This is a genomic window from Flavobacterium sp. Root935 (assembly GCF_001429295.1).
Taxonomy (GTDB): Bacteria; Bacteroidota; Bacteroidia; order Flavobacteriales; family Flavobacteriaceae; genus Flavobacterium.
Genome location: NZ_LMJL01000008.1, coordinates 396,340 through 415,794, shown reverse-complemented (window position 1 = coordinate 415,794; position 19,455 = coordinate 396,340). Strand labels below are relative to the sequence as shown.

The window sequence follows — 19,455 nt, the reverse complement described above, 5'->3', positions numbered from 1 at the left end:
TAAAATACAATGAAAAAGAGCCATTTAATTCAAATATACGCACTTTCATCCATGATTTTTCTGGCTGGCTGTTCAGAGAGCAATTCGCAGTCAAAACCAGCTGTAAAAGTGAGTATAGAAGAACAAATCAAAACTAAATTTGAGAAGGAAATTTTGCCTGCTCCTTCAAGCCCTTGTTTTGCAGGAGCTTATTATAGAAAAGCATATTCCAGCAAAGATTTTTGGTTAGGAATTGGAGGAACGGTTACGCTTCCAGTTTTAACATATGATCCTTCAAGAACAAACCCTAATAAACCTGGAGCTTATTTAGATAATGCATCAGTCTATTTAGGAGGAAACTCTGATGAGCAGGAGACAGATATTGGTTTAACTTGGGAAATCATTCGTGAAGAAGATGGTTCTATTAGTAAAGAACATAAAGCATTTCGTCCATTTTTGCGCCGTACAGGCTATAAATCTGGTCAGACCTCACTTTACATGAATGCGCCTGCCGAAGCCAAATATTATTGGTATTCTGGAGAAACGGTTACAATGAGTATTCAGTTGATCGAAGCTAAAAAAATAAAATTTATTGTTGAAGGCGCTGGCAAAAAATATGAGCAAATCTTTGATGCTGATGGTTACGATCCAAAATTTATGGCGCAATACAAACGTGTAAATGCAATTGATCAGGTAGCAAATGAAGGAAAACCAGCCCAGCCGACAACAGCAAAAGTGACAGGAGCAAAATGGACTGAAACCTTTTTATTTCGTTCTGTAAATGGAAATGTTGTAAAAGCGCCAATGCATACGAAACGCTTTACAGATATGCAATGTCCTGCCAAAAGCTACTTTAATTTAAGTTCATTTGGTGAAAGCGGAGAATCAATTGATATTTTTGGTTCTAGATAAAATTTAAAAAAAATAACTACTAAGCTATAAAAACATAAAAAAATGAAAACCAGAAGAGATTTTTTGAGCCAATTAGGATTGGGAGCAGCATCTGCAGTGAGTATTCCATTATTGAGTTCTTTTGAGAGTAATTCGTCTATAAAAGATGTTGAAAAACCGGCAATAATTACAGAAGAACGTCCGGAATTATTAGTTCCACAGGGAAATGCATTACGAATTACAGGAACTTTCTTAGACGAAATTTCACATGATATTCCGCATCAAAATTGGGGAGAAAAAGAGTGGGATCGAGATTTTGCCCACATGAAGGCCATAGGTATTGATACGGTTATTATGATTCGTTCAGGTTATAGAAAATTCATTACTTACAATTCAGATTATTTAATCAATAAAAGAGGCTGTTACAAACCAGGTGTAGATCTTTTAGACATGTACTTACGTTTGGCAGATAAACATAAAATGAAATTTTACTTCGGATTATACGATTCTGGAGTTTATTGGGATACAGGAGATATGACGACTGAAATCGAAGCCAATAAATTTGTGATCGAAGAAGTTTGGAAAAAATATGGACACTATAAAAGTTTTGCCGGCTGGTATTTAAGTGGAGAAATCAGCCGTAAAACCAAAGGAGCGATAGAATCATTCAGAACTTTAGGGCAACTATGTAAAGATGTTTCCGGCGGATTGCCAACATTTATGTCGCCTTGGATTGACGGTAAAAAAGCAGTAATGGCAGCATCAGGCAAATTATCTAAAGAAGATGCAGTTTCGGTTCAGGAACATGAAAAAGAATGGGGCGAAATATTTGACGGAATCAAAGGTGCAGTTGATGCGTGCGCGTTTCAGGATGGACATATTGATTATGATGAATTAGACGCTTTTTTCTCAGTAAATAAAAAATTAGGAGATAAATATGGTTTAGAATGCTGGACAAATGCTGAAACTTTTGACAGAGATATGCCAATTAAATTTTTTCCAATCAAATTTGAAAAATTGAGATTAAAACTTGAAGCGGCTCAAAGAGCGGGATATCAAAAAGGAATCACTTTTGAGTTTTCGCATTTTATGAGTCCGCAGTCTGCTTATTTACAGGCAGGACATTTATACGATCGATATAAAGAGTATTTCGGAATCAAATAAAAATGAAGATTATAATTTTAATTAACCAAAACGACCAATAAAAATGAATCAAAAAGAGAATTTTAAATATATAATCTTCCTGTCTATAATAGGTGCCATCGGCGGATTTCTTTTCGGCTACGATGTTGCGGTTATATCCGGAACTATCGAACAGGTGGCCAAACAGTTTGCATTAGATAATGTTTCAACGGGCTGGTATGTGGGCTGTGCATTAATAGGCTCTATTATAGGAGTTGCTTTTGCTGGAAAAATATCAGATGTTTTAGGTCGTAAATGGACGATGCTTCTGGCAGCAACTTTATTTACAATTTCTGCAGCTGGCTGTATGTTTGTGAATAGCTTTGAAGCGCTTATTTGGGCTAGAATACTTGGCGGAATGGGGATTGGTGTAGCTTCTGTTGTTTCTCCGTTATATATATCTGAGGTTTCTCCGGCACGTTTCAGAGGAACATTGGTAACGCTTTATCAATTGGCTATTACAGTTGGCATTGTTGCCTCTTATTTTGCCAATGCAAAAGTTTTAAGCTGGGCTATGTCAGGTCAGTTTGAGGCGCAATGGGCAAAAGTCATTTTTCAGACAGAATATTGGAGAGGAATGTTAGGATTGTGCGGAGTTCCTTCTTTCTTATTTTTCCTAATTATCTTTTTTATACCAGAAAGTCCGAGATGGCAGATTTCTAAAAATAATCTTGCTGCAGCCGAAAAAACTCTAACAAAGTTATTTGGTGCTCAAGAAGCGCAAGAGCAGATAGAAAATACAAAGAAATCAATTTCAAATAAAGAAAAATCGGATTGGAGAATTTTATTCCAGCCTGGCTATAGAACCGCTTTATTCATTGGAATGAGTCTTGCCATTTTAGGACAATTCATGGGTGTAAATGTTATTTTTTATTACGGACCAATTATCTTTAAAGAAGCCGGAATGGCATCTCAGGGATCATTAGATTTTCAGATTGTAATTGGTGTTGTAAACGTATTATCTACAGTTTTAGGAATGTATCTGGTTGATAAAATCGGAAGAAAGCAATTAGTGTATATAGGAGTAACAGGAATGTTTGCCATGCTTATTGCTATCGGGTCTTATTTTTATTTAGGATTCAAGAATCCGAATATTCTCTTGTATTTAATTATTGGTTACATTTTCTTCTGTGCTATTTCAATCTGTGTAGTTATTTGGGTTTTAATATCTGAGATGTATCCGGTAAAAGTACGAGGATTAGCAATGTCAATGGCAGGTTTCTCTCTTTGGATAGGTTCTTATCTTATCGGACAATTAACACCGGTATTATTAGAATCATTAAGTCCGGCAATTTCGTTTTGGATTTTTGCCGTAATGTGTATTCCGTATCTATTAATAACACGTTTTTATGTGCCTGAAACTACAGGAAAATCTTTAGAAGAAATTGAAGATATTTGGATTGCACATTAAACCATCGTACTTACTATAAACACTATCAAACCAAAACCAATTATGAAACTCTTTTCAAAGCTTCAGGCAAAAGAACCAAAGTCAATTTTAAATGCTGCCGTTATTGTGGCTGCTTTAGGTTATTTTGTTGATATATATGATCTTTTACTATTCGGAATTGTCCGTACAGACAGTTTGAAAGACTTAGGAATAACAGGCGATGCCATTCGGAATCAGGGAGAATATTTAATTAGTATGCAAATGTTCGGAATGCTCTTTGGCGGTATTCTATGGGGAATTTTAGGCGATAAAAAAGGTAGAATTTCTGTTTTATTTGGTTCGATACTTATTTATTCGGTTGCAAATATTGCAAACGGAATGGTGGACACAATTGGAGCGTATGCTTTTTGGAGACTTATTGCAGGAATTGGTCTAGCAGGAGAACTTGGAGCAGGAATTACACTTGTGGCAGAATCCCTTCCGAAAGAAAAACGTGGTTACGGAACTATGATTGTAGCTTCTGTTGGAGTTTCTGGAGCGGTTGCAGCCTATATTATTTATGAAATTTTTCAGGATTGGCGCTTATGTTATTACGCAGGAGGAGTTTTAGGAATCTTATTATTGTTTTTAAGAATTAGTATTACCGAGTCAGGAATTTTCAAAAGAGTTCAAGAGGAGAATGAAAAGAAAGGTGATTTTTTGTCATTGTTTACTAATAGAAAACGATTTTTTAAATACATAAACTGTATTTTGATTGGAATGCCTTTGTGGTTTTTGGTTGGCGTATTAATTACGTTTTCACCTGAATTTGCAAAAGCACTAAACATACCGCAAGCCGAGACCATTGAAGCGGGAAAGGCAATTGCATTTTGTTATGCAGGTTTGGTTTTTGGAGATATTGCCAGCGGACTTTTGAGCCAATTGCTGAAAAGCAGAAAAAAAGTAATGTACTGGTTTTTGGCTTTCAATTTAGTAATGGTGTTTGTATATCTAAACGTTGCGGGGATTTCTGCAAATGTATTTTATTTCCTTTGTCTTTTAATGGGCGTTTCTGTTGGATATTGGGTTTTGTTTGTAACAATTGCCGCAGAGCAGTTTGGAACCAACATCCGTGCAACAGTTACGACTACTGCACCAAATTTTGTACGCGGTTCACTGCCCTTAATAATATTAGTTTACTCTTATTTTAGAGACTACATTTTTGACGGTGATATTATCTGCGCAGCAATGGTAGTAGGAACTCTATTGTCATCAATTTCATTGCTGGCCTTATCAAAGCTCAAAGAAACCTTTCATGTAGACTTAGATTATTCTGAAAAAGCATAACAAAAATTTGATGTTAAATTATTTCACTAACCAATTTGAGTGGTTTAAGGGTTTGGTTACCAATTGCACTAGTTGGATTCAATAAAGTGTTTTTTAGTAAATTAATTTTTGCTTGTCGATTATTGATGAAAATTGTTTGTGTGATAATTTAATGTAAAAGGAAGGTAGTAATGCCTTCCTTTTTAATATTCTTATACTAAAAGATCTAAATGATTTTAAATGAAAAGTAAACCAGTTTCTATAAAAGATATTGCCGATCACTTGAATATTTCAATATCAACGGTTTCTTTCGTGCTAAATGGCAAAGCGGAAGAAAAACATATTTCAAAAAAAATGACTCAAAAAGTATTGGATTATACTAAATTGATCGGCTACAAGCCAAATCAAATTGCGCAGAGCCTTAGAACAGGAAGATCAAAAATTTTAGTCTTCATGGTCGAAGACATTTCAAGCAGTTTTTTCTCGAAGCTTGCTAGGATTTTTGAAGACATGATTTACAAAAAGGGATATAAAGTTATATTTTGCAGTAACGAAAATAATGATCAGAAGTCAAGAGAACTTATAGATTTGTTTAATTTTCGACAGGTTGATGGGTTTATAATTGTTCCTTCTCCAGGTATAAAAGATACGGTTGAGGATCTTATAAATTATAATATCCCAGTTGTTTTGATGGACAGGTTTTTTGAGGATTTGCAATGCAATTATGTTGGTATTGATAATGTGAGAGCTTCAAATGATGCGGTTTTACATTTAATTAAAAATAGTTTTAAGAATATTGGTTTTATTACAACAACTTCAAACCAGTCTCAAATGAGAGATCGTCTGAATGGCTATGATCAGGCAATTTTTGAATGTGGGCTCAAACCAAACATCCTTAAGATTCCAGAAAATAAACTTGTGGAAGCAAAAGAATATATACGAGATTTTTTTGTTAAAAATATTAATTTGGATTCTGTTTTTTTTTCAACTAATTATCTTGCTCAAAGCGGATTGGAAGTTTTTAAAGAAAATGATTATGTTTTATTGAAAAAACTCGGCATTATTTCTTTTGAGGATCATGATATGTTTAGATTGTGTCCAACTTCTATTAGCTGTGTTTCTCAGCCGCTTTCTGAGATCTCTGCCAAGCTAATGGAAACAATGTTGTCTCTTCTAGAGAATAGAGATGAGGTTAAATCATTTCATAAAAGCATATTAAAAACTGAATTAATTATTCGTGATTCATCTCTATCTAAATAATTTTAGTGGTTCTTTCTAAATACAAACCTTATGAAAAGATTCTTTTTGTTATTAAGTATTCTATGTTTTTTTTCAGGCTGTAAGTCAGTAAATAATAATCCAATCAATCAGGTCTTAAAGAGTGATTCCGAAATTATAAAGAAAGTTGCAAACCAGTCTGAATTGTATGGGCTCCAAATTGTTTATACTTCGGTAAAGAGAAAAAATAACGGAAAAGTTATTTTAAAGGATTATAAATACAATGTTGATGCTTCAAATTATTATTACCCGGCTAGTACAGTTAAACTTCCTATTGCAGTTTTGGCGTTGGAAAAGCTCAATGCTATGAAAGGGGTTGACGTAAATACTGTTTTCACTATAAATAATGATTCAACCAAGTTATCCTTTTCAGATGATTTGCGTAAAATTTTTGCTGTAAGTTCAAACGAGGCAAGTAATGATTTTTATGAATTTATGGGACGGGATTATCTTAACAGCAAGCTGAGAGAAAAAGGATTAAAAAAAGTTCGGATAAGTCACCGTTTATCTACCACCAATTCTGGTGCAGCAGAAACCAAAGGGATAACGTTTTACAAGAAAGATGGTGGAAACATCATCATTCCAAGTGTCAGCGACAGTAAAATTTTGCCTTTAAAACTGAATAAAACATCAAAGGGCAAAGGATATTACGAAAATGGTAAATTGATTAATTCTCCTATGGATTTTAGCAGAAAGAATTATCTTCCCTTAGAAACATTACACGGAATTATGAAAAGAATTGTTTTTCCTGATAATTTTTCAAGCAAAGAACGTTTTGAGTTATCGGCAGAGAATAGAGAACTTCTTTTGTATAACATGCAGAATTTACCCAGAAATGCAGGTTTTGATCCAAAAGAGTATTACGATAGCTACTGCAAGTTTTTTATGTTTGGCGATACAAAAGATCCTATACCGAGCAACATAAAAATATATAATAAAGTTGGTGACGCTTACGGTACACTAATAGATTGTGCTTATATAATAGATGAGGTGAATAAAGTTGAATTCATCATCAGCGCAACCTTACTGGTTAATAAAGATGAGATATTTAATGATGACATTTATGAATATGATACGGTAGGATTGCCATTTCTTGCTCAACTTGGAAGAGTTTTCTATGATTTGAACTTAAAGGAAAAAAAAGGAAATAATTTGTAGTCATTCTCGCTGCTATTTTTATAAATGTTGGCAAATAAAAAAATACTACCTTTTACAATATAAGAAAACGGTTCTGTAGCATCTATGACTAAGTTTTATCTTTAGCTGTTCAAAACTAATAAAAAATGAATACTAAAGGTGATTGCTATCCAAAGTCAATCATTCTCCATGCGGTATGTTTCAAGCTTAGGTTTACTTTAAGTTATCGAGATGTTGAAGAAATAATGAAGATTAGAGGAGTGTTTGTGGATCATGCTACGATCTAAAGGTGGGTTTATAAATTTACGCCTTTCATTGAATCAGAGATGAAGAAGAGAAAGGTCAAAGTGTTGGCAAGCTGGAGATTGGATGAAACCTATATAAAAGTAAAAGGTATTTGGTGGTTATTTATATAGGGCAGTGGATAGACTAGGCAATACGGTTGACTTTCTTTTGACTAGAAAAAGACAGAGAATGAGCGCTCAGTCTTTTTTAATTAAGGCAATTAGTAATAACTGCAAGCCACGAGTAATAAACATTGATAAAAGCGGCTCAAATACAGCAGCTATCAAAGTCTATAACAGGCGTTGGTTCTCAAAGATTAAAATCCGGAAATGTAAATATCTTAACAATGTTGTCGAACAGGACCATCGTTTTATCAAGTGGCGCATACAAAACGGATTAGGTTTTAAAAGTTTTGAATCGGCCAGACAAACATTGAGCGGAATTGAAGTTGTGCATATGCTGAGGAAGAATCAGATGGTTAGACCAGGGATAACTATGTTTAAATCATTCTTTAAATTGGCGGCCTAAATTTTAAATTATTAAATCCTTAATATTTGATTTTGACAGATGCGACAGAACCTGCTTGTGGATCATGCCACGATCCAGCGCTGGGTTTATAAGTTTGCACCTTTGCTTGAGGCAAAGATGAATAGGAAAAAAGGCAAAGTAGGGTCTAGTTGGAGATTGGATGAGACATATATCGCAGCGATCAAAGTTTATAACAAACGTTCATTCTCAAAGATTAAAATCCGGCAGTGTAAATATCTCAACAATATTGTAGAACAGGACCATCGATTTATAAGATGGCGAAGACAAAACGGGTTAGGTTTTAAAAGTTTTGAATCGACTTATATTTGATTCTGATAGATGCGACAGAACCATAATAATTAGTAGTATATGAGATTGTTGAGATATCAAATCAATAATTTTGTTTAAGTTTTTTTATGTTTTGTTAAACAAAATTTCTTATCTTAGTTGTGTGAAAAAAAAATATTTATGAAAACAATCAAATTTAAATTAATTGCTTTTTTTGCGTTAATTGCTTTACTGAGTATTTCATGTAATAATGATGATGATGACTCATCTGAGCAACCTCAAACAATCGTCTCTATTGCTAAAGCAAATCCTAATCTTAGCTCATTGGTTGCTGCTTTGGAAAAAGCAGGTCTAACCGCAACCTTGAACTCTTCCGGTTCCTATACCGTTTTTGCGCCAACTAATACTGCTTTTAGTGCTTTTTTGTCTGCTAAAGGTTATGCCAATCTTGATGCAGTTCCTGTAGCTGCTTAAAAGGAAATATTACTTAATCATGTTTTAAGTGTAAAAGTCAAATCGACCGAAATTGCAACGGGTTATGTTAAAACGTTAGCAAAAGGAGGTGCGTCAACTTCAAACACTATTAGCATGTATATCGAAAAGGGATCAACTGTTGATATTAATGGAGGGAAAACAAATGGGGGTGGTACAGTAACAACTGCGGACATTGAAGCTTCGAATGGAGTTATTCATGTAGTTGACGGAGTTATTGGGCTTCCTACTATTGTGAATCATGCTATTGCCAATGAGAACTTTACAACTCTCGTAGCTTCGTTGACCTATAATCCTGCATCGGGTTTTGCAGGAATATTATCAGGAACAGCCAGCTCACCATTTACTGTTTTTGCTCCTACAAATACAGCTTTTTCGAGTTTTTTAACAGAAACTGGATTTTCAGGACTTACTGCTATTCCAGCTAATGTTCTTGAAACAACTTTAAAATATCATGTAGTTGCTGGAGCAAATGTTCAATCATCATCTCTAACAAATGGATAGGTTGCTGGACAAAACTTTACAATTGGATTAACTGGAGGCCCAAAAATTACAGATGCCAGCGGTAGAATAAGCAATATAGTTGCGACAGATGTGCAATGTTCAGATGGAATAATTCATGTGCTGGATAAAGTTTTGTTGCCTAAATTTTAATTGCAATAAAAAGTATTTCAAGCAGGCAATTGAAAATTAAAGTTTTAATAAAGTGATTAAGTTAGAATTAGTTTCTTAATCGCTTCTATATCTTATTGTAATATTTAACTGTAAAACTAGTTACTTCTTAAACCTTTTCAAAATGAAAAATGAAATAGCATTATTACTGTTGTCGCTTATTATATTAGTAAGTTGCCAAAAGGAAATGGATGATTCTGCTGATACCATTTATTTTGGTGGAGATATTTTAACAATGGAGGGAAATCATCCTAAATATGTTCAAGCAGTTGCGGTAAAAAAGGGAGAAATAATCTTTGCGGGTTCGATCGATCAAATTGAAAAGTTTCAGGGGCATAAAACAGAGATGAAGGATATTAAGGGGAAAACGATGCTCCCAGGTTTCATAGATGCGCATGGTCATCTCTGGAATGCTGGTTTTCAGGCATTATCAGCTAATTTACTACCTGCACCTGATGGTGCGTGCAATGATATCGATGCAATTATTTCATTATTGAATAATTGGAAGTCAAGTAACAAAAATGTTATTGGTAAATATGGCTGGATAATTGGTTCTGGTTATGATGATGCCCAGTTGAAAGAGAAACTACCTCCTACAGCCGATGATTTAGATAAAGTGAGTACTGAGATACCAGTAATGATTATACATCAATCAGGACATTTGGCTGTTTTGAATCATAAGGCTTTAGAAATTGCAGGTTACAATTCACTATCAGAAAATCCTGCCGGAGGGGTAATAAGAAGAAAAGAAGGAACTACAGAACCTAATGGAGTATTGGAGGAAATGGCCATGTTTATACCCCTTTTCAAAATGATGGCTGCACTGGATCATCAGGCTAATGAAAAAATTGCTGAAGCGGGTTTAAAATCTTATGTGAGATTTGGTTTTACTACAGCACAGGAAGGCAGGGCGACAAGAGATGTTTGTGATACATGGCTAAAACTTGCCAATAATAATAAATTAGTAATTGACGTCGCTGCTTATCCGGACATCCAGACCCAAATGACCTATTTGAAAAAAAATGGCATTCAAAATAAATATAAAAATCATTTCAGGATTGCAGGAGTAAAACTTTCACTGGATGGATCTCCGCAAGGCAAAACAGCATGGCTGACAAAACCATACATTAATCCGCCGCCAGGGCAGTTAAAAACTTACGCAGGTTATCCAGCCTTTTCAAAAGAAAGTGACGCCGCGGCGCTGGTGGATTCAGCCTATAAAAATAACTGGCAGATCTTAGCACACTGTAATGGAGATGCTGCCATCGATCAATACATTAGAGCAGTAAGACATGCTGCAAAATTATATGGCAAAAAAACAGGCGTTCCGTTGCCATACATGCACAAACCGTACGTTTTGACCAGTTAGATGAAATGAAATCTTTGGGGATTATTCCCTCTTTTTTCGGGATGCATACCTATTATTGGGGAGATTGGCACAGAGATGAAACGTTGGGTAAAGAAAGAGCATACCGAATTTCACCGGCTGGAACAGCCCTTCGAAAAGGAATGATTTTTACAGAACATCATGATGCTCCGGTTGCCCTGCCAAGCAGTATAATGATTGTATATTCAGCAGTAAACAGAATCAGCAGGACAGGTGATATAATTGGACCCGATGAAAGAATTAGTGTCTACGACGCTTTAAGATCTATAACAATTTGGGCTGCTTATCAGTATTTTGAAGAAAATGGTAAAGGTTCTATTAAAAAAGGAAAACTTGCTGATTTTGTAATTTTGGATCATAATCCATTAAAAGTGAATCCTGCTGAAATTAAAGGTATTAAGATAGTTGAAACTATAAAAGAAGGGAAATCTATTTTTAAAAATTAAAATAGTAATCTAAGATCCTAAATTAAAGTTTTTTTTCCGATTCTAAATACTACTTCATATATGATTGTAATTACTATAAGGAGTATAATTAATTTAAGTTTTTGCCTATTCACACATAATTTAATAAATTTTAAAATTATATGTATGAAAAAGATTTTATGTAATTTATTCGTAATACTTGTGTTTTCAGCTAATGCACAAAGTAATCTGCAACTTTCAAAAATCCTGATAAATAATGTCTACATATTCAATGGAAAAGACAATAAGTTATCAAAAGGAAATATTCTTATTGAAAATAATTTAATAAAGACCATTTCCACCCGATTTATTGAAACAGATAAAAGTGGTTTAGTTCAGATTATTGACGGGCAGGGAAAATATATAATTCCGGGCTTGATTGATGCACATTCTCATATCATGCTGGAATCAATTCCTCAGGCAAAAGCACTTACTTCTGAGTTTGCCTTTTTAGCGCTATTTGCAGCAAATTGCTCTGAAAAACAACTATTAAGAGGTTTTACAACCGTAAGAGATTTAGGGGGAGGGGCATTGGTATTACATAAAGCTATTGATGAGGGAATAGTAGTTGGTCCCAGAATTTTTGCAAGCGGAGCATTTATATCACAAACTGGGGGCCATGGAGATTTTGGCATGCCTACTGATGTCCCAAGAAAATTAGGGGAATTATCTTATATGGAAATTAATGGAATGGCTGCACTAGCCGATGGTGAAGATCAGGTATTAATGCGGAGCCGTGAACAATTAAGGCAGGGAGCTACACAATTAAAATTAATGGCCGGGGGAGGCGTGTCTTCCAATTACGATCCATTGGATGTTACCCAGTATACGGAAGCTGAATTTAAGGCGGCTGTAGGAGCTGCAGAAAATTGGGGAACCTATGTTACAGTTCACGCTTATACCCCTCAAGCTATTATGACGGCCATTAAATCTGGTGTAAAATGTATTGATCATGGCCAGCTTGCAGATGAAGAAACTGCTAAATTAATGGCTGAAAAAGGAATTTGGTGGAGTCTTCAGCCTTTTTTAGATGATGAGGAAGCTATTCCTTTTCCTGCTGGATCAGCCAATAGAAAAAAACAGCTTGAAATGACTCAGGGAACAGATAATGCTTATAAACTTGCTAAAAAATATAAAATAAAGACAGCTTGGGGTACGGATTGTTTATTTGACCAATCATTAGCAATGAAACAAGGAAAACAGCTCTCAAAAATGACAAGATGGTATACGCCTTTTGAAGTTCTTAAAATGGCAACATATGACAATGCTCAATTATTAGCCATGAGCGGAAAAAGAAGCCCCTATCAAGAAGGTAAATTAGGAGAGATTACAGAAGGAGCATATGCGGACTTAATTCTAATTGATGGTAACCCTTTGGAGAATATTCGTCTAATAGAAGATCCTGAAACAAATTTTAAAATTATTATAAAGGATGGAAAAATTTATAAGAATAAATTAATTGAAAGATAAAAAAAAATAGCACTTCATAGCCTATGAGTTCTTTAATTCTCTCGCTTCTAAAGCTAAGTTTGGTTCTGTCGAATCTAGGACTAAGTTTTATTTTTGATTTTTCAAAACTAATAAAAAATGAATACTAAAGGTCATTGTTATCCAAAATATATCATTCTGCAGGCAGTGTATTTCAAATTAAGATTTACACTTAGTTATCGTGATGTTGAAGAAATAATGAAAATTAGAGGAGTGCTTGTGGATCATGCCACGATCCAGCACTGGGTTTATAAGTTTGCACCTTTGATTTAGGCAAAGATGAATAAGAAAAAAGGCAGAGTAGGGTCTAGTTGGAGATTGGATGAGACATATATCAAAGTAAAAGGGATATCGTGTTATTTGGAAAAAACGGTCAAATTGACCACGCTTTTTCAGCATAAAGTGACCACCACTTTCGGATCAAACTGACTACCACTTTTCAATAAACTGAGCATCCGGTTTCGGTTCAAATTGACCACCAAACACTACTTCTTTTCATGTTGTTAAACCATGGATCTGTATAAAAACTACAGACTATGGCAAATAACAAACTAGACATGAACAAAATCAGAAAAGTCATTAAGTTGCACTGCAACAGCAAAAGCAAGTTGTTTATAAGCCGATATTTATCTTTATCCAGAAATACTGTAAAAAAATATATCTATTTATTTGAAGTGCTTGGATTAAGCTTGGAAACCGTAAACAAGAAAACTGACACCGAATTGGACGAACTTTTTTCTCAGGGTCCGACAGAAGTTGTTTTCCTCAAGAATCGAAGATCTGTATGCTTATTTTCCTCAAATGGAACGGGAATTAAAAAAGGTGGGTATCACCATACAGACCATCTGGGAAAAATATATTGAAACTCATCCCGATGGTCTTAGAGTAACTCAATTTAGGAATCGCTTCAAAGACTGGAGCAACAAGGTCAACCCTGTGATGCATATGAATCATAAGGCTGGTGATTGAGACAAATCTTTAGTCGAGGGTGCAGTCAAGATACTTTACAGAAGAATTTATGCAAATCTGAAAGACTCTAAATACTTCAGCATAGAAGACCTGAACCAGGAAATATGAAATCTGCTCGATGCCCATAACAACAAGAAACTTACCGGAAGACCATACTCTCGTTTTGAACTATTCATGGAAGATGAAAGACATGAACTGTAGCCTCTTCCTCTGGAACGCTTTGAGATTAAATACCAGTCTCTGGCAACAGTAATGTAGAATGGGCACGTTCAGTTAAGCCAGGATAAAAACTACTACAGCGTACCCTATCAATATCTAAAGAAAAAAGTAAAGCTGCTGTACACAAACTCTACTTTGAAATATACTTCAAATACAACCGTACAGCCACCCATATCGGAAATCCAAAGCCTTACATCTATACCACAAATCCCGAGCATATGGCAAGCACGCATCAGTTTGTAGCACAGTGGAATGCTTTAAGGTTTATTGGCTGGGTCAACAGCATTGATCCGGCAGTAGGAGAATATATTATGCAGATAATAGAAAGCAGGAACCACCCCGAGCAGGCCTATAAGAGCTGTTTAGGCATATTGTCTTTTGAAAAGAAAGTAGTTGCAGAAAGATTAGCAAAATTCCTGCAAACGTGCTCTGGACTTTAAGATTTACAATTTTAAAACCATACAGAACATTTTAGAAAATAGTCTGGATAAGATACCTATGGAAAACGAAAAGGAAGAAGACCAGAGGATCTTCCCGACCACGGCAATATCAGAGGAAAAAATTATTATAACTAAAATCCTGAAATACACAATCCATTCTCTACTTTCTATTTTGGGTCTTTTCAAAAAGAATCCCAAACCAAAACTGCTTTCCAACATAATCTTACTTTTTAAGTTAATAAATGTAGAATAATATCACTGCCAAATCAAGTCGTTAATCTCGTTAACCCCTGTAATATAAGGGATTTTAGCTGTTTCTGGTGCACTTTTCTGCGCGCCGGAAAGTGCCCCGATTCTGCACCTTTAATTTTGTGAGCATTTATAAATATTGAAAAACAGCCCATAAAGCAAAAAAGCCAGTAAATCATCGGATTTACTGGCTTTAAGACATTTTTTAAGGCTTTTTGAAAAGATTGAAAACTTTCAGTTTTCCGGCTTTTCGGCCTTTTGGTGGGGAGAGCAGGATTCGAACCTGCGAAGTTCACACAGCAGATTTACAGTCTGCCCTCGTTGGCCGCTTGAGTATCTCCCCTCAGCTTTGTGTTGTTGCGCTTTGTTGTTCTAAGCGGTTGCAAAGATAGCAACGTTTTCTACATTTGCAAACAAAAAAAGCACTTAATTTTAAGTTATTTTAAAGTTATTTTTTAATTCATTGGAAGTGAAGAAAATAAAAAAAGCTTAATTGGGACTTTTTTTTTATTTATTCAATAAAATAGGATTATTCTTAATGTGTGATTGCCGTTTTTTTATGTTTTACAGCATAGATTTAAATTTATAATTACTGATTTTCCTCATAAATCAAGAGTAAAGTTGATCAAAAATTCTGTTTTGTTTATTAGTGTTGACTTTAAAAAAAACACAAACATATTTAATATGCAGATCGTTTTCTAAGGGCTGATTAATTAAAACTTTTGCTATTTTTAATGAGTTTTCAATATTGGGTATAAAACAAAAAAATCTCCACGAGGGAGATTTTTTATTTATTCTGAAAATGCTATTATTTAGCTAAAAGCTCTACGATTTTTGCTTCCAATTCTGGACCTCTTAAGTCTTGAGCAACCACTTTTCCTGAGGCATCAAGAATAAAAGTTGCAGGAATAGATTCAACATTATATTGTTTTGCAATTGGCTCGTCCCAAAATTTTAGGTTTGAAACATGTGTCCAAGTTAAGCCATCTTTTGCAATCGCTTCTTTCCATTTTGCAGCATCTTTATCTAAAGACACTCCAACAATATTTAATCCTTTTGGGTGCAATTTTTTATACATTGCTACAACATTAGGATTTTCTTGTCTGCATGGTCCACACCATGAAGCCCAGAAATCTACGATTGTTACTTTACCTAAACTTTGTTTCAGTGAAACTACTTTTCCTTCTGGATTAGGAGCCGAAAAATCTGCTCTTCATTTAGCACTGCCCACTGGTGCAGCTGTAGCTCCAACAGATGGCATTTTTGCTTGGCCAAATCTAGTTTTGATTTCTTTTCCAGGAGTAGTCTTTTTCAAAGACTCATCTAAAGAATTGTAAAGACTTTCTAATTTTTTAGTATCAGCTGTTGGATCATTCAATAAATTTTGAATAAGAATAGCTGAGATATATGATTTTGGATGAGTTTCAGCATAAGTATAATATTTCTTTTTGCTGTTTTCTCCAACTTCTTTCTGGATTTCCATGTATTGTTTCATCAAGCTGTTGATAACTGCTGTATCTTGAGCTTGCTGTGCTTGCTGCATTTTTTGATTATTCTTTTTCTGAAAATCAATTAAGCTTTTTTGAGTTTTTGTAATATCTTCAATGAAAGATACATACTCATCATTATTGTAAGTTCCAGAAACTTTAGATTTTTGGATACTGTCTTTATCAATTGTAACTTTAATTTCACCTGATTCAAGAATCAATGGAATAGGACCATTAGCTCCTTGTAAAATCAAAGTATGGAAAGCTGGTTCAGTTACTTTTCCTTTTATTTCAAATTTTCCATTTTCAACTTTTACTGTATCAAGAGAAACTGGCATTCTTGTAGCAGGATCTGCACCTTGTAAAATAATAGTTTTCCCGTTTTCAATCCCTGTAGCTGTACCTGTAATAAGGTATTCTCCATCTTTAACTTTGCTGCAAGAAATGATAGCTGCAGAAGCTGTAAGTACAAAAAGTATTTTTTTCATTATAAAAAATTAATTAGTTAATTGATTTGTGCAACAAAAGTATCTAAAATTATAAAACATACAGAATTTTGTAACCTAAAATTTTGTTATAGTTTTTTTAGCCTTAAAACCCATTGAATCAGTGTGTTTGTTGGCTTAATTTGATTTAAAACTCTTAACTAGAAACTAATTTTAAATCTTAATAATCAAATTTTTAATTTTTTGACATAAAAAAAGCGCTCGTTTAATAGAGCGCTTTTTTGTAAATATAGTGTTTAAAAACTATTCTTGATTTGTTTTCTTTCTCCAAGTAAAAGAGTTTAAGATATGTCTTTTTGCAAATCTTCCAGGAGAATCAGCATTTACCATTTTAACGTAAGTTGCTTTAGGAACACTAATGTATTCGTAAACGCTTCCGTTAGAAAAGTCAATGATTAAACGACCTTCAACAAATTTATAATCTGTAATTGTACAAGTTGAAATTGTTTCTGTGTACTCAGGTAAATTAAGTTTAATAGTATCAGGGTGAATGCTTACTAAAAAGTGGTAAGCTTCGATGATAGTTTTACTTTTTTCTTCTGCAGCTTTTAGACCAGCGTCATCTCCTTGAAATTTATCAGGATGCGCTTCTTTCATTGCATTACGATAAATTGTTTTTAACTCTTTTAACTCTGCAGTTTTTTCTACGTTTAGTAACTTGCGGTATTCAACTATTTTTTTCATAAATAAAAGGTAACTACTTGTCTATTAGTTTGAAATCGATATTAATTAGTTCAAATCGACAAATTTTTTGCAAAGGTACACTTTTTTTTAACTTTTTAGTTTTGATCGAAAAAATATTCTTTACGGAATCGTTAAGAGTTAATGGAAATGTGATGTACTGATCGTTTTTTAACCACAAAGCGCACAAAGAGTTTTATAAGATTCTGAATAAAACAAAAACACAGAGTTCGCAAAGCTTTGTATTGATAAAGCTTTGCGAACTCTGTGTTTTAAACATCCTTTAGATAAAAAAAACTTTGCGTTCTCTGCGTTAAAAATTAAACGTTCCAACCTGAAACCTGAAACCTGAAACCTGAAACTTGAAACTTGAAACCTGAAACCAAAGAACTATTCCGGCTTATGATTAGCCTTATCGAAGTTTCTTGATTTCTTTGGATATTTATTGTAGCTGATATCGCTTGGATTTTCGATAATTGACTTTATAGTAATCCAATCGCCGACATTAAAGTTAGATTGAACCATTTTATAATCTAAAAGATATTCGCCACAGAAATAATTATTGTTTTCATCTTTTTCTATAATACCTGTAAAAACTCCTTTTTGCGGCATTTTTTGTTGTGAATCTTTAGACATCTTTTTTTATTTTGAAATTACGAAGCAAAGGTAAGCAATTAATGTTTGTTTTAGGGAGTTCCGTACAATCTGAGTATATTTGCAGCATGCAGAAAAACTTTAAGCCACATCCTAATTCTTTTAAAAATACATTTTGTGCTTTTAAGGAAGTGCTTCCAAATGAAATTGAAGGTTTAAAAAAGCAATTTGAAAGTAAAGCAGGAAGTTCTTATTATTATACAGAAGCAGGAATGTACCGCGTTTCCAATCATTGGGGAAGATTAGCAAACAGTAAATGGCGTTTAATAGCCAGAGAACCTGAGACAGAATCGAAAACTAAGATTGGTTTTGCTAAATGGGAAGAATTTTACCCAGATAATGTCGAAGAAAAACTGTATTACATAAAAGCCGATTTCGAAAAAAATCTTGCCAATTATGAGCACAAAAATAACCCAGAATATGATGGGAAACCTTTGCTGCGGACAAGTTTTGAAACGACTAAAAGATTGAAACAAATAAGAAATTTGCAACAATTAACTTCTTGGGCAAAGCATTTTGATTATGATGATATTGATGAATTGCGAAAGCAGATTATCAACGAATTAATTTTTACGGAGAAAACGTTAGAACAAATTAAAAGAGAAATATATGGGACGTAATAACGAACGCAATATCAAGAAACACAATGATAAATTGCACAAAGCCCAAGCAAAAGCAAAGCAAGCCGAAATAGCTCGTAAAGAAAAGCTAAAGGAAATTGTAAAGAAATTTAACGAAAGTAAAAACGAAGAGTAAATAGTTTCAGGTTTCAGGTTTCACGTTTCAGGTTCAAAACGTTAACTTGAAACCTGAAACTTGAAACAAAATAAAAACAAAAAAAATATATGAATAGTAAATTCGAAACCTTAAAAGCGAGCGTACAAGAAATTATCGATTTGATCGCTGCAAAAAATGACAGAGAAGCAAACAATAAATTATTGGAAGTAAGCGAAACATTAGACGAAATGATTGATTTTGCTGAAGAAGATGAAGAAGTGAGAGAAATCACTCGTTATCAGGTTTTGTTGAATCAGCTTCATGTAAAAATTAATGGAGAAGAACCAGTCGATGGAGAATAAAATATGCTTCTGCGATACCGGTTTATTGTTTGAAAACTGCTGCGGATTGTATTTAGATACTAGTCAAAAAGCTCCATCTGCATTGGCATTAATGCGTTCGAGATATTCGGCATACGCTTCTCATAATGCAGATTATCTTTTGGAAACAACTTATAGTTCAGAAAGAAAATATTATTCAAAACCAGAAATTTTGAGATGGGCAGTTTCGAATAAGTGGCAGAAACTAGAAATATTGAGTTTTACAGAAAACACAGTGGAGTTCAAAGCATACTTTTTAGATTCAATTAATAAACCACAAGTACATTATGAGTTTTCTACTTTTAAGTTCGAAAATGGATCTTGGCACTACGTAGACGGAAAGTTTGAATAATTAATACATCTAACATTGTTAATTGTAGTTTTTGA

The 19,455-nt window shown here is 34.0% G+C and carries 16 protein-coding genes, 1 tRNA gene and 5 pseudogenes; 17 read left to right on the top strand and 5 right to left on the bottom strand.

What is annotated here, in order from left to right:
• Positions 1–9 precede the first annotated feature (9 nt).
• The 13 genes and pseudogenes from ASE40_RS07165 to ASE40_RS07105 all read left to right on the top strand — a co-directional run bounded on the left by ASE40_RS07165 (position 10) and on the right by ASE40_RS07105 (position 14,394).
• Positions 10–891, top strand: a complete 882-nt coding sequence (locus ASE40_RS07165; RefSeq protein ID WP_057116273.1) for a hypothetical protein — start codon at positions 10–12, stop codon at positions 889–891.
• 42 nt (positions 892–933) lie between these two features.
• Positions 934–2,034, top strand: coding sequence for a DUF4434 domain-containing protein (locus tag ASE40_RS07160; protein ID WP_057116272.1), 1,101 nt, complete (start codon positions 934–936; stop codon positions 2,032–2,034).
• Positions 2,035–2,077: 43 nt separating this feature from the next.
• The gene (locus tag ASE40_RS07155) at positions 2,078–3,463 is read left to right on the top strand and encodes a sugar porter family MFS transporter (RefSeq protein WP_029273669.1); all 1,386 of its coding nucleotides are present in this window, start codon (positions 2,078–2,080) and stop codon (positions 3,461–3,463) included.
• A gap of 42 nt (positions 3,464–3,505) precedes the next feature.
• Complete coding sequence (locus tag ASE40_RS07150) at positions 3,506–4,768, top strand: MFS transporter (RefSeq protein WP_057116271.1); 1,263 nt, start codon at positions 3,506–3,508, stop codon at positions 4,766–4,768.
• A 219-nt stretch (positions 4,769–4,987) separates the two neighbouring features.
• A complete protein-coding gene (locus tag ASE40_RS07145; RefSeq protein ID WP_057116270.1) occupies positions 4,988–6,007 on the top strand; it encodes a LacI family DNA-binding transcriptional regulator in 1,020 nt (339 codons plus the stop codon).
• 30 nt (positions 6,008–6,037) lie between these two features.
• On the top strand, positions 6,038–7,183 hold the full coding sequence (locus tag ASE40_RS07140; RefSeq protein WP_057116269.1) for a serine hydrolase: 1,146 nt from the start codon (positions 6,038–6,040) through the stop codon (positions 7,181–7,183).
• Between the two features lie 125 nt (positions 7,184–7,308).
• A pseudogene (locus ASE40_RS07135) lies at positions 7,309–7,975 on the top strand (IS6 family transposase).
• A gap of 210 nt (positions 7,976–8,185) precedes the next feature.
• A pseudogene (locus ASE40_RS22585) lies at positions 8,186–8,302 on the top strand (IS6 family transposase); the annotation flags it as partial.
• 141 nt (positions 8,303–8,443) lie between these two features.
• A pseudogene (locus ASE40_RS07125) lies at positions 8,444–9,409 on the top strand (fasciclin domain-containing protein).
• A gap of 142 nt (positions 9,410–9,551) precedes the next feature.
• A pseudogene (locus tag ASE40_RS22490) lies at positions 9,552–11,260 on the top strand (amidohydrolase).
• Between the two features lie 144 nt (positions 11,261–11,404).
• Positions 11,405–12,748, top strand: coding sequence for a metal-dependent hydrolase family protein (locus ASE40_RS07115; RefSeq protein ID WP_057116267.1), 1,344 nt, complete (start codon positions 11,405–11,407; stop codon positions 12,746–12,748).
• Between the two features lie 117 nt (positions 12,749–12,865).
• The gene (locus tag ASE40_RS21855) at positions 12,866–13,039 is read left to right on the top strand and encodes an IS6 family transposase (RefSeq protein ID WP_057116266.1); all 174 of its coding nucleotides are present in this window, start codon (positions 12,866–12,868) and stop codon (positions 13,037–13,039) included.
• A 1,133-nt stretch (positions 13,040–14,172) separates the two neighbouring features.
• The gene (locus tag ASE40_RS07105; protein WP_057116265.1) at positions 14,173–14,394 is read left to right on the top strand and encodes a hypothetical protein; all 222 of its coding nucleotides are present in this window, start codon (positions 14,173–14,175) and stop codon (positions 14,392–14,394) included.
• 508 nt (positions 14,395–14,902) lie between these two features.
• On the opposite strand, the gene ASE40_RS07095 is transcribed toward ASE40_RS07105, so the two are convergent.
• From ASE40_RS07095 to ASE40_RS07075, 5 genes and pseudogenes are all read right to left on the bottom strand, one after another.
• Positions 14,903–14,986: transfer RNA gene (locus ASE40_RS07095), tRNA-Tyr, on the bottom strand.
• A gap of 465 nt (positions 14,987–15,451) precedes the next feature.
• Positions 15,452–15,838: pseudogene (locus tag ASE40_RS07090) on the bottom strand (TlpA family protein disulfide reductase); the annotation flags it as partial.
• An 18-nt stretch (positions 15,839–15,856) separates the two neighbouring features.
• Complete coding sequence (locus tag ASE40_RS07085) at positions 15,857–16,618, bottom strand: DUF4369 domain-containing protein (RefSeq protein WP_057116262.1); 762 nt, start codon at positions 16,616–16,618, stop codon at positions 15,857–15,859.
• 261 nt (positions 16,619–16,879) lie between these two features.
• Entirely contained in the window at positions 16,880–17,320 is a 441-nt protein-coding gene (locus tag ASE40_RS07080) for a KTSC domain-containing protein (protein ID WP_057116261.1), read from the bottom strand.
• Between the two features lie 387 nt (positions 17,321–17,707).
• Positions 17,708–17,953 (bottom strand): hypothetical protein, encoded by a 246-nt coding sequence (locus ASE40_RS07075; protein WP_057116260.1) that lies wholly within the window; start codon positions 17,951–17,953, stop codon positions 17,708–17,710.
• 86 nt (positions 17,954–18,039) lie between these two features.
• Between ASE40_RS07075 and ASE40_RS07070 the strand changes: the two genes are divergently transcribed.
• The 4 genes from ASE40_RS07070 to ASE40_RS07060 all read left to right on the top strand — a co-directional run bounded on the left by ASE40_RS07070 (position 18,040) and on the right by ASE40_RS07060 (position 19,420).
• Positions 18,040–18,591 (top strand): hypothetical protein, encoded by a 552-nt coding sequence (locus tag ASE40_RS07070; RefSeq protein ID WP_057116259.1) that lies wholly within the window; start codon positions 18,040–18,042, stop codon positions 18,589–18,591.
• Positions 18,581–18,727: a hypothetical protein gene (locus ASE40_RS22105; protein ID WP_095931643.1), complete on the top strand. Its 147-nt coding sequence runs from the start codon at positions 18,581–18,583 to the stop codon at positions 18,725–18,727. The genes ASE40_RS07070 and ASE40_RS22105 overlap by 11 nt, the downstream gene beginning before the upstream one ends.
• An 89-nt stretch (positions 18,728–18,816) precedes the next feature.
• Complete coding sequence (locus ASE40_RS07065) at positions 18,817–19,050, top strand: hypothetical protein (protein WP_057116258.1); 234 nt, start codon at positions 18,817–18,819, stop codon at positions 19,048–19,050.
• Positions 19,022–19,420 carry a YchJ family protein gene (locus tag ASE40_RS07060; protein WP_241774335.1) on the top strand — a complete coding sequence of 133 codons (399 nt, stop codon included), beginning with the start codon at positions 19,022–19,024 and terminating at the stop codon, positions 19,418–19,420. The genes ASE40_RS07065 and ASE40_RS07060 overlap by 29 nt, the downstream gene beginning before the upstream one ends.
• Positions 19,421–19,455: the final 35 nt, after the last annotated feature.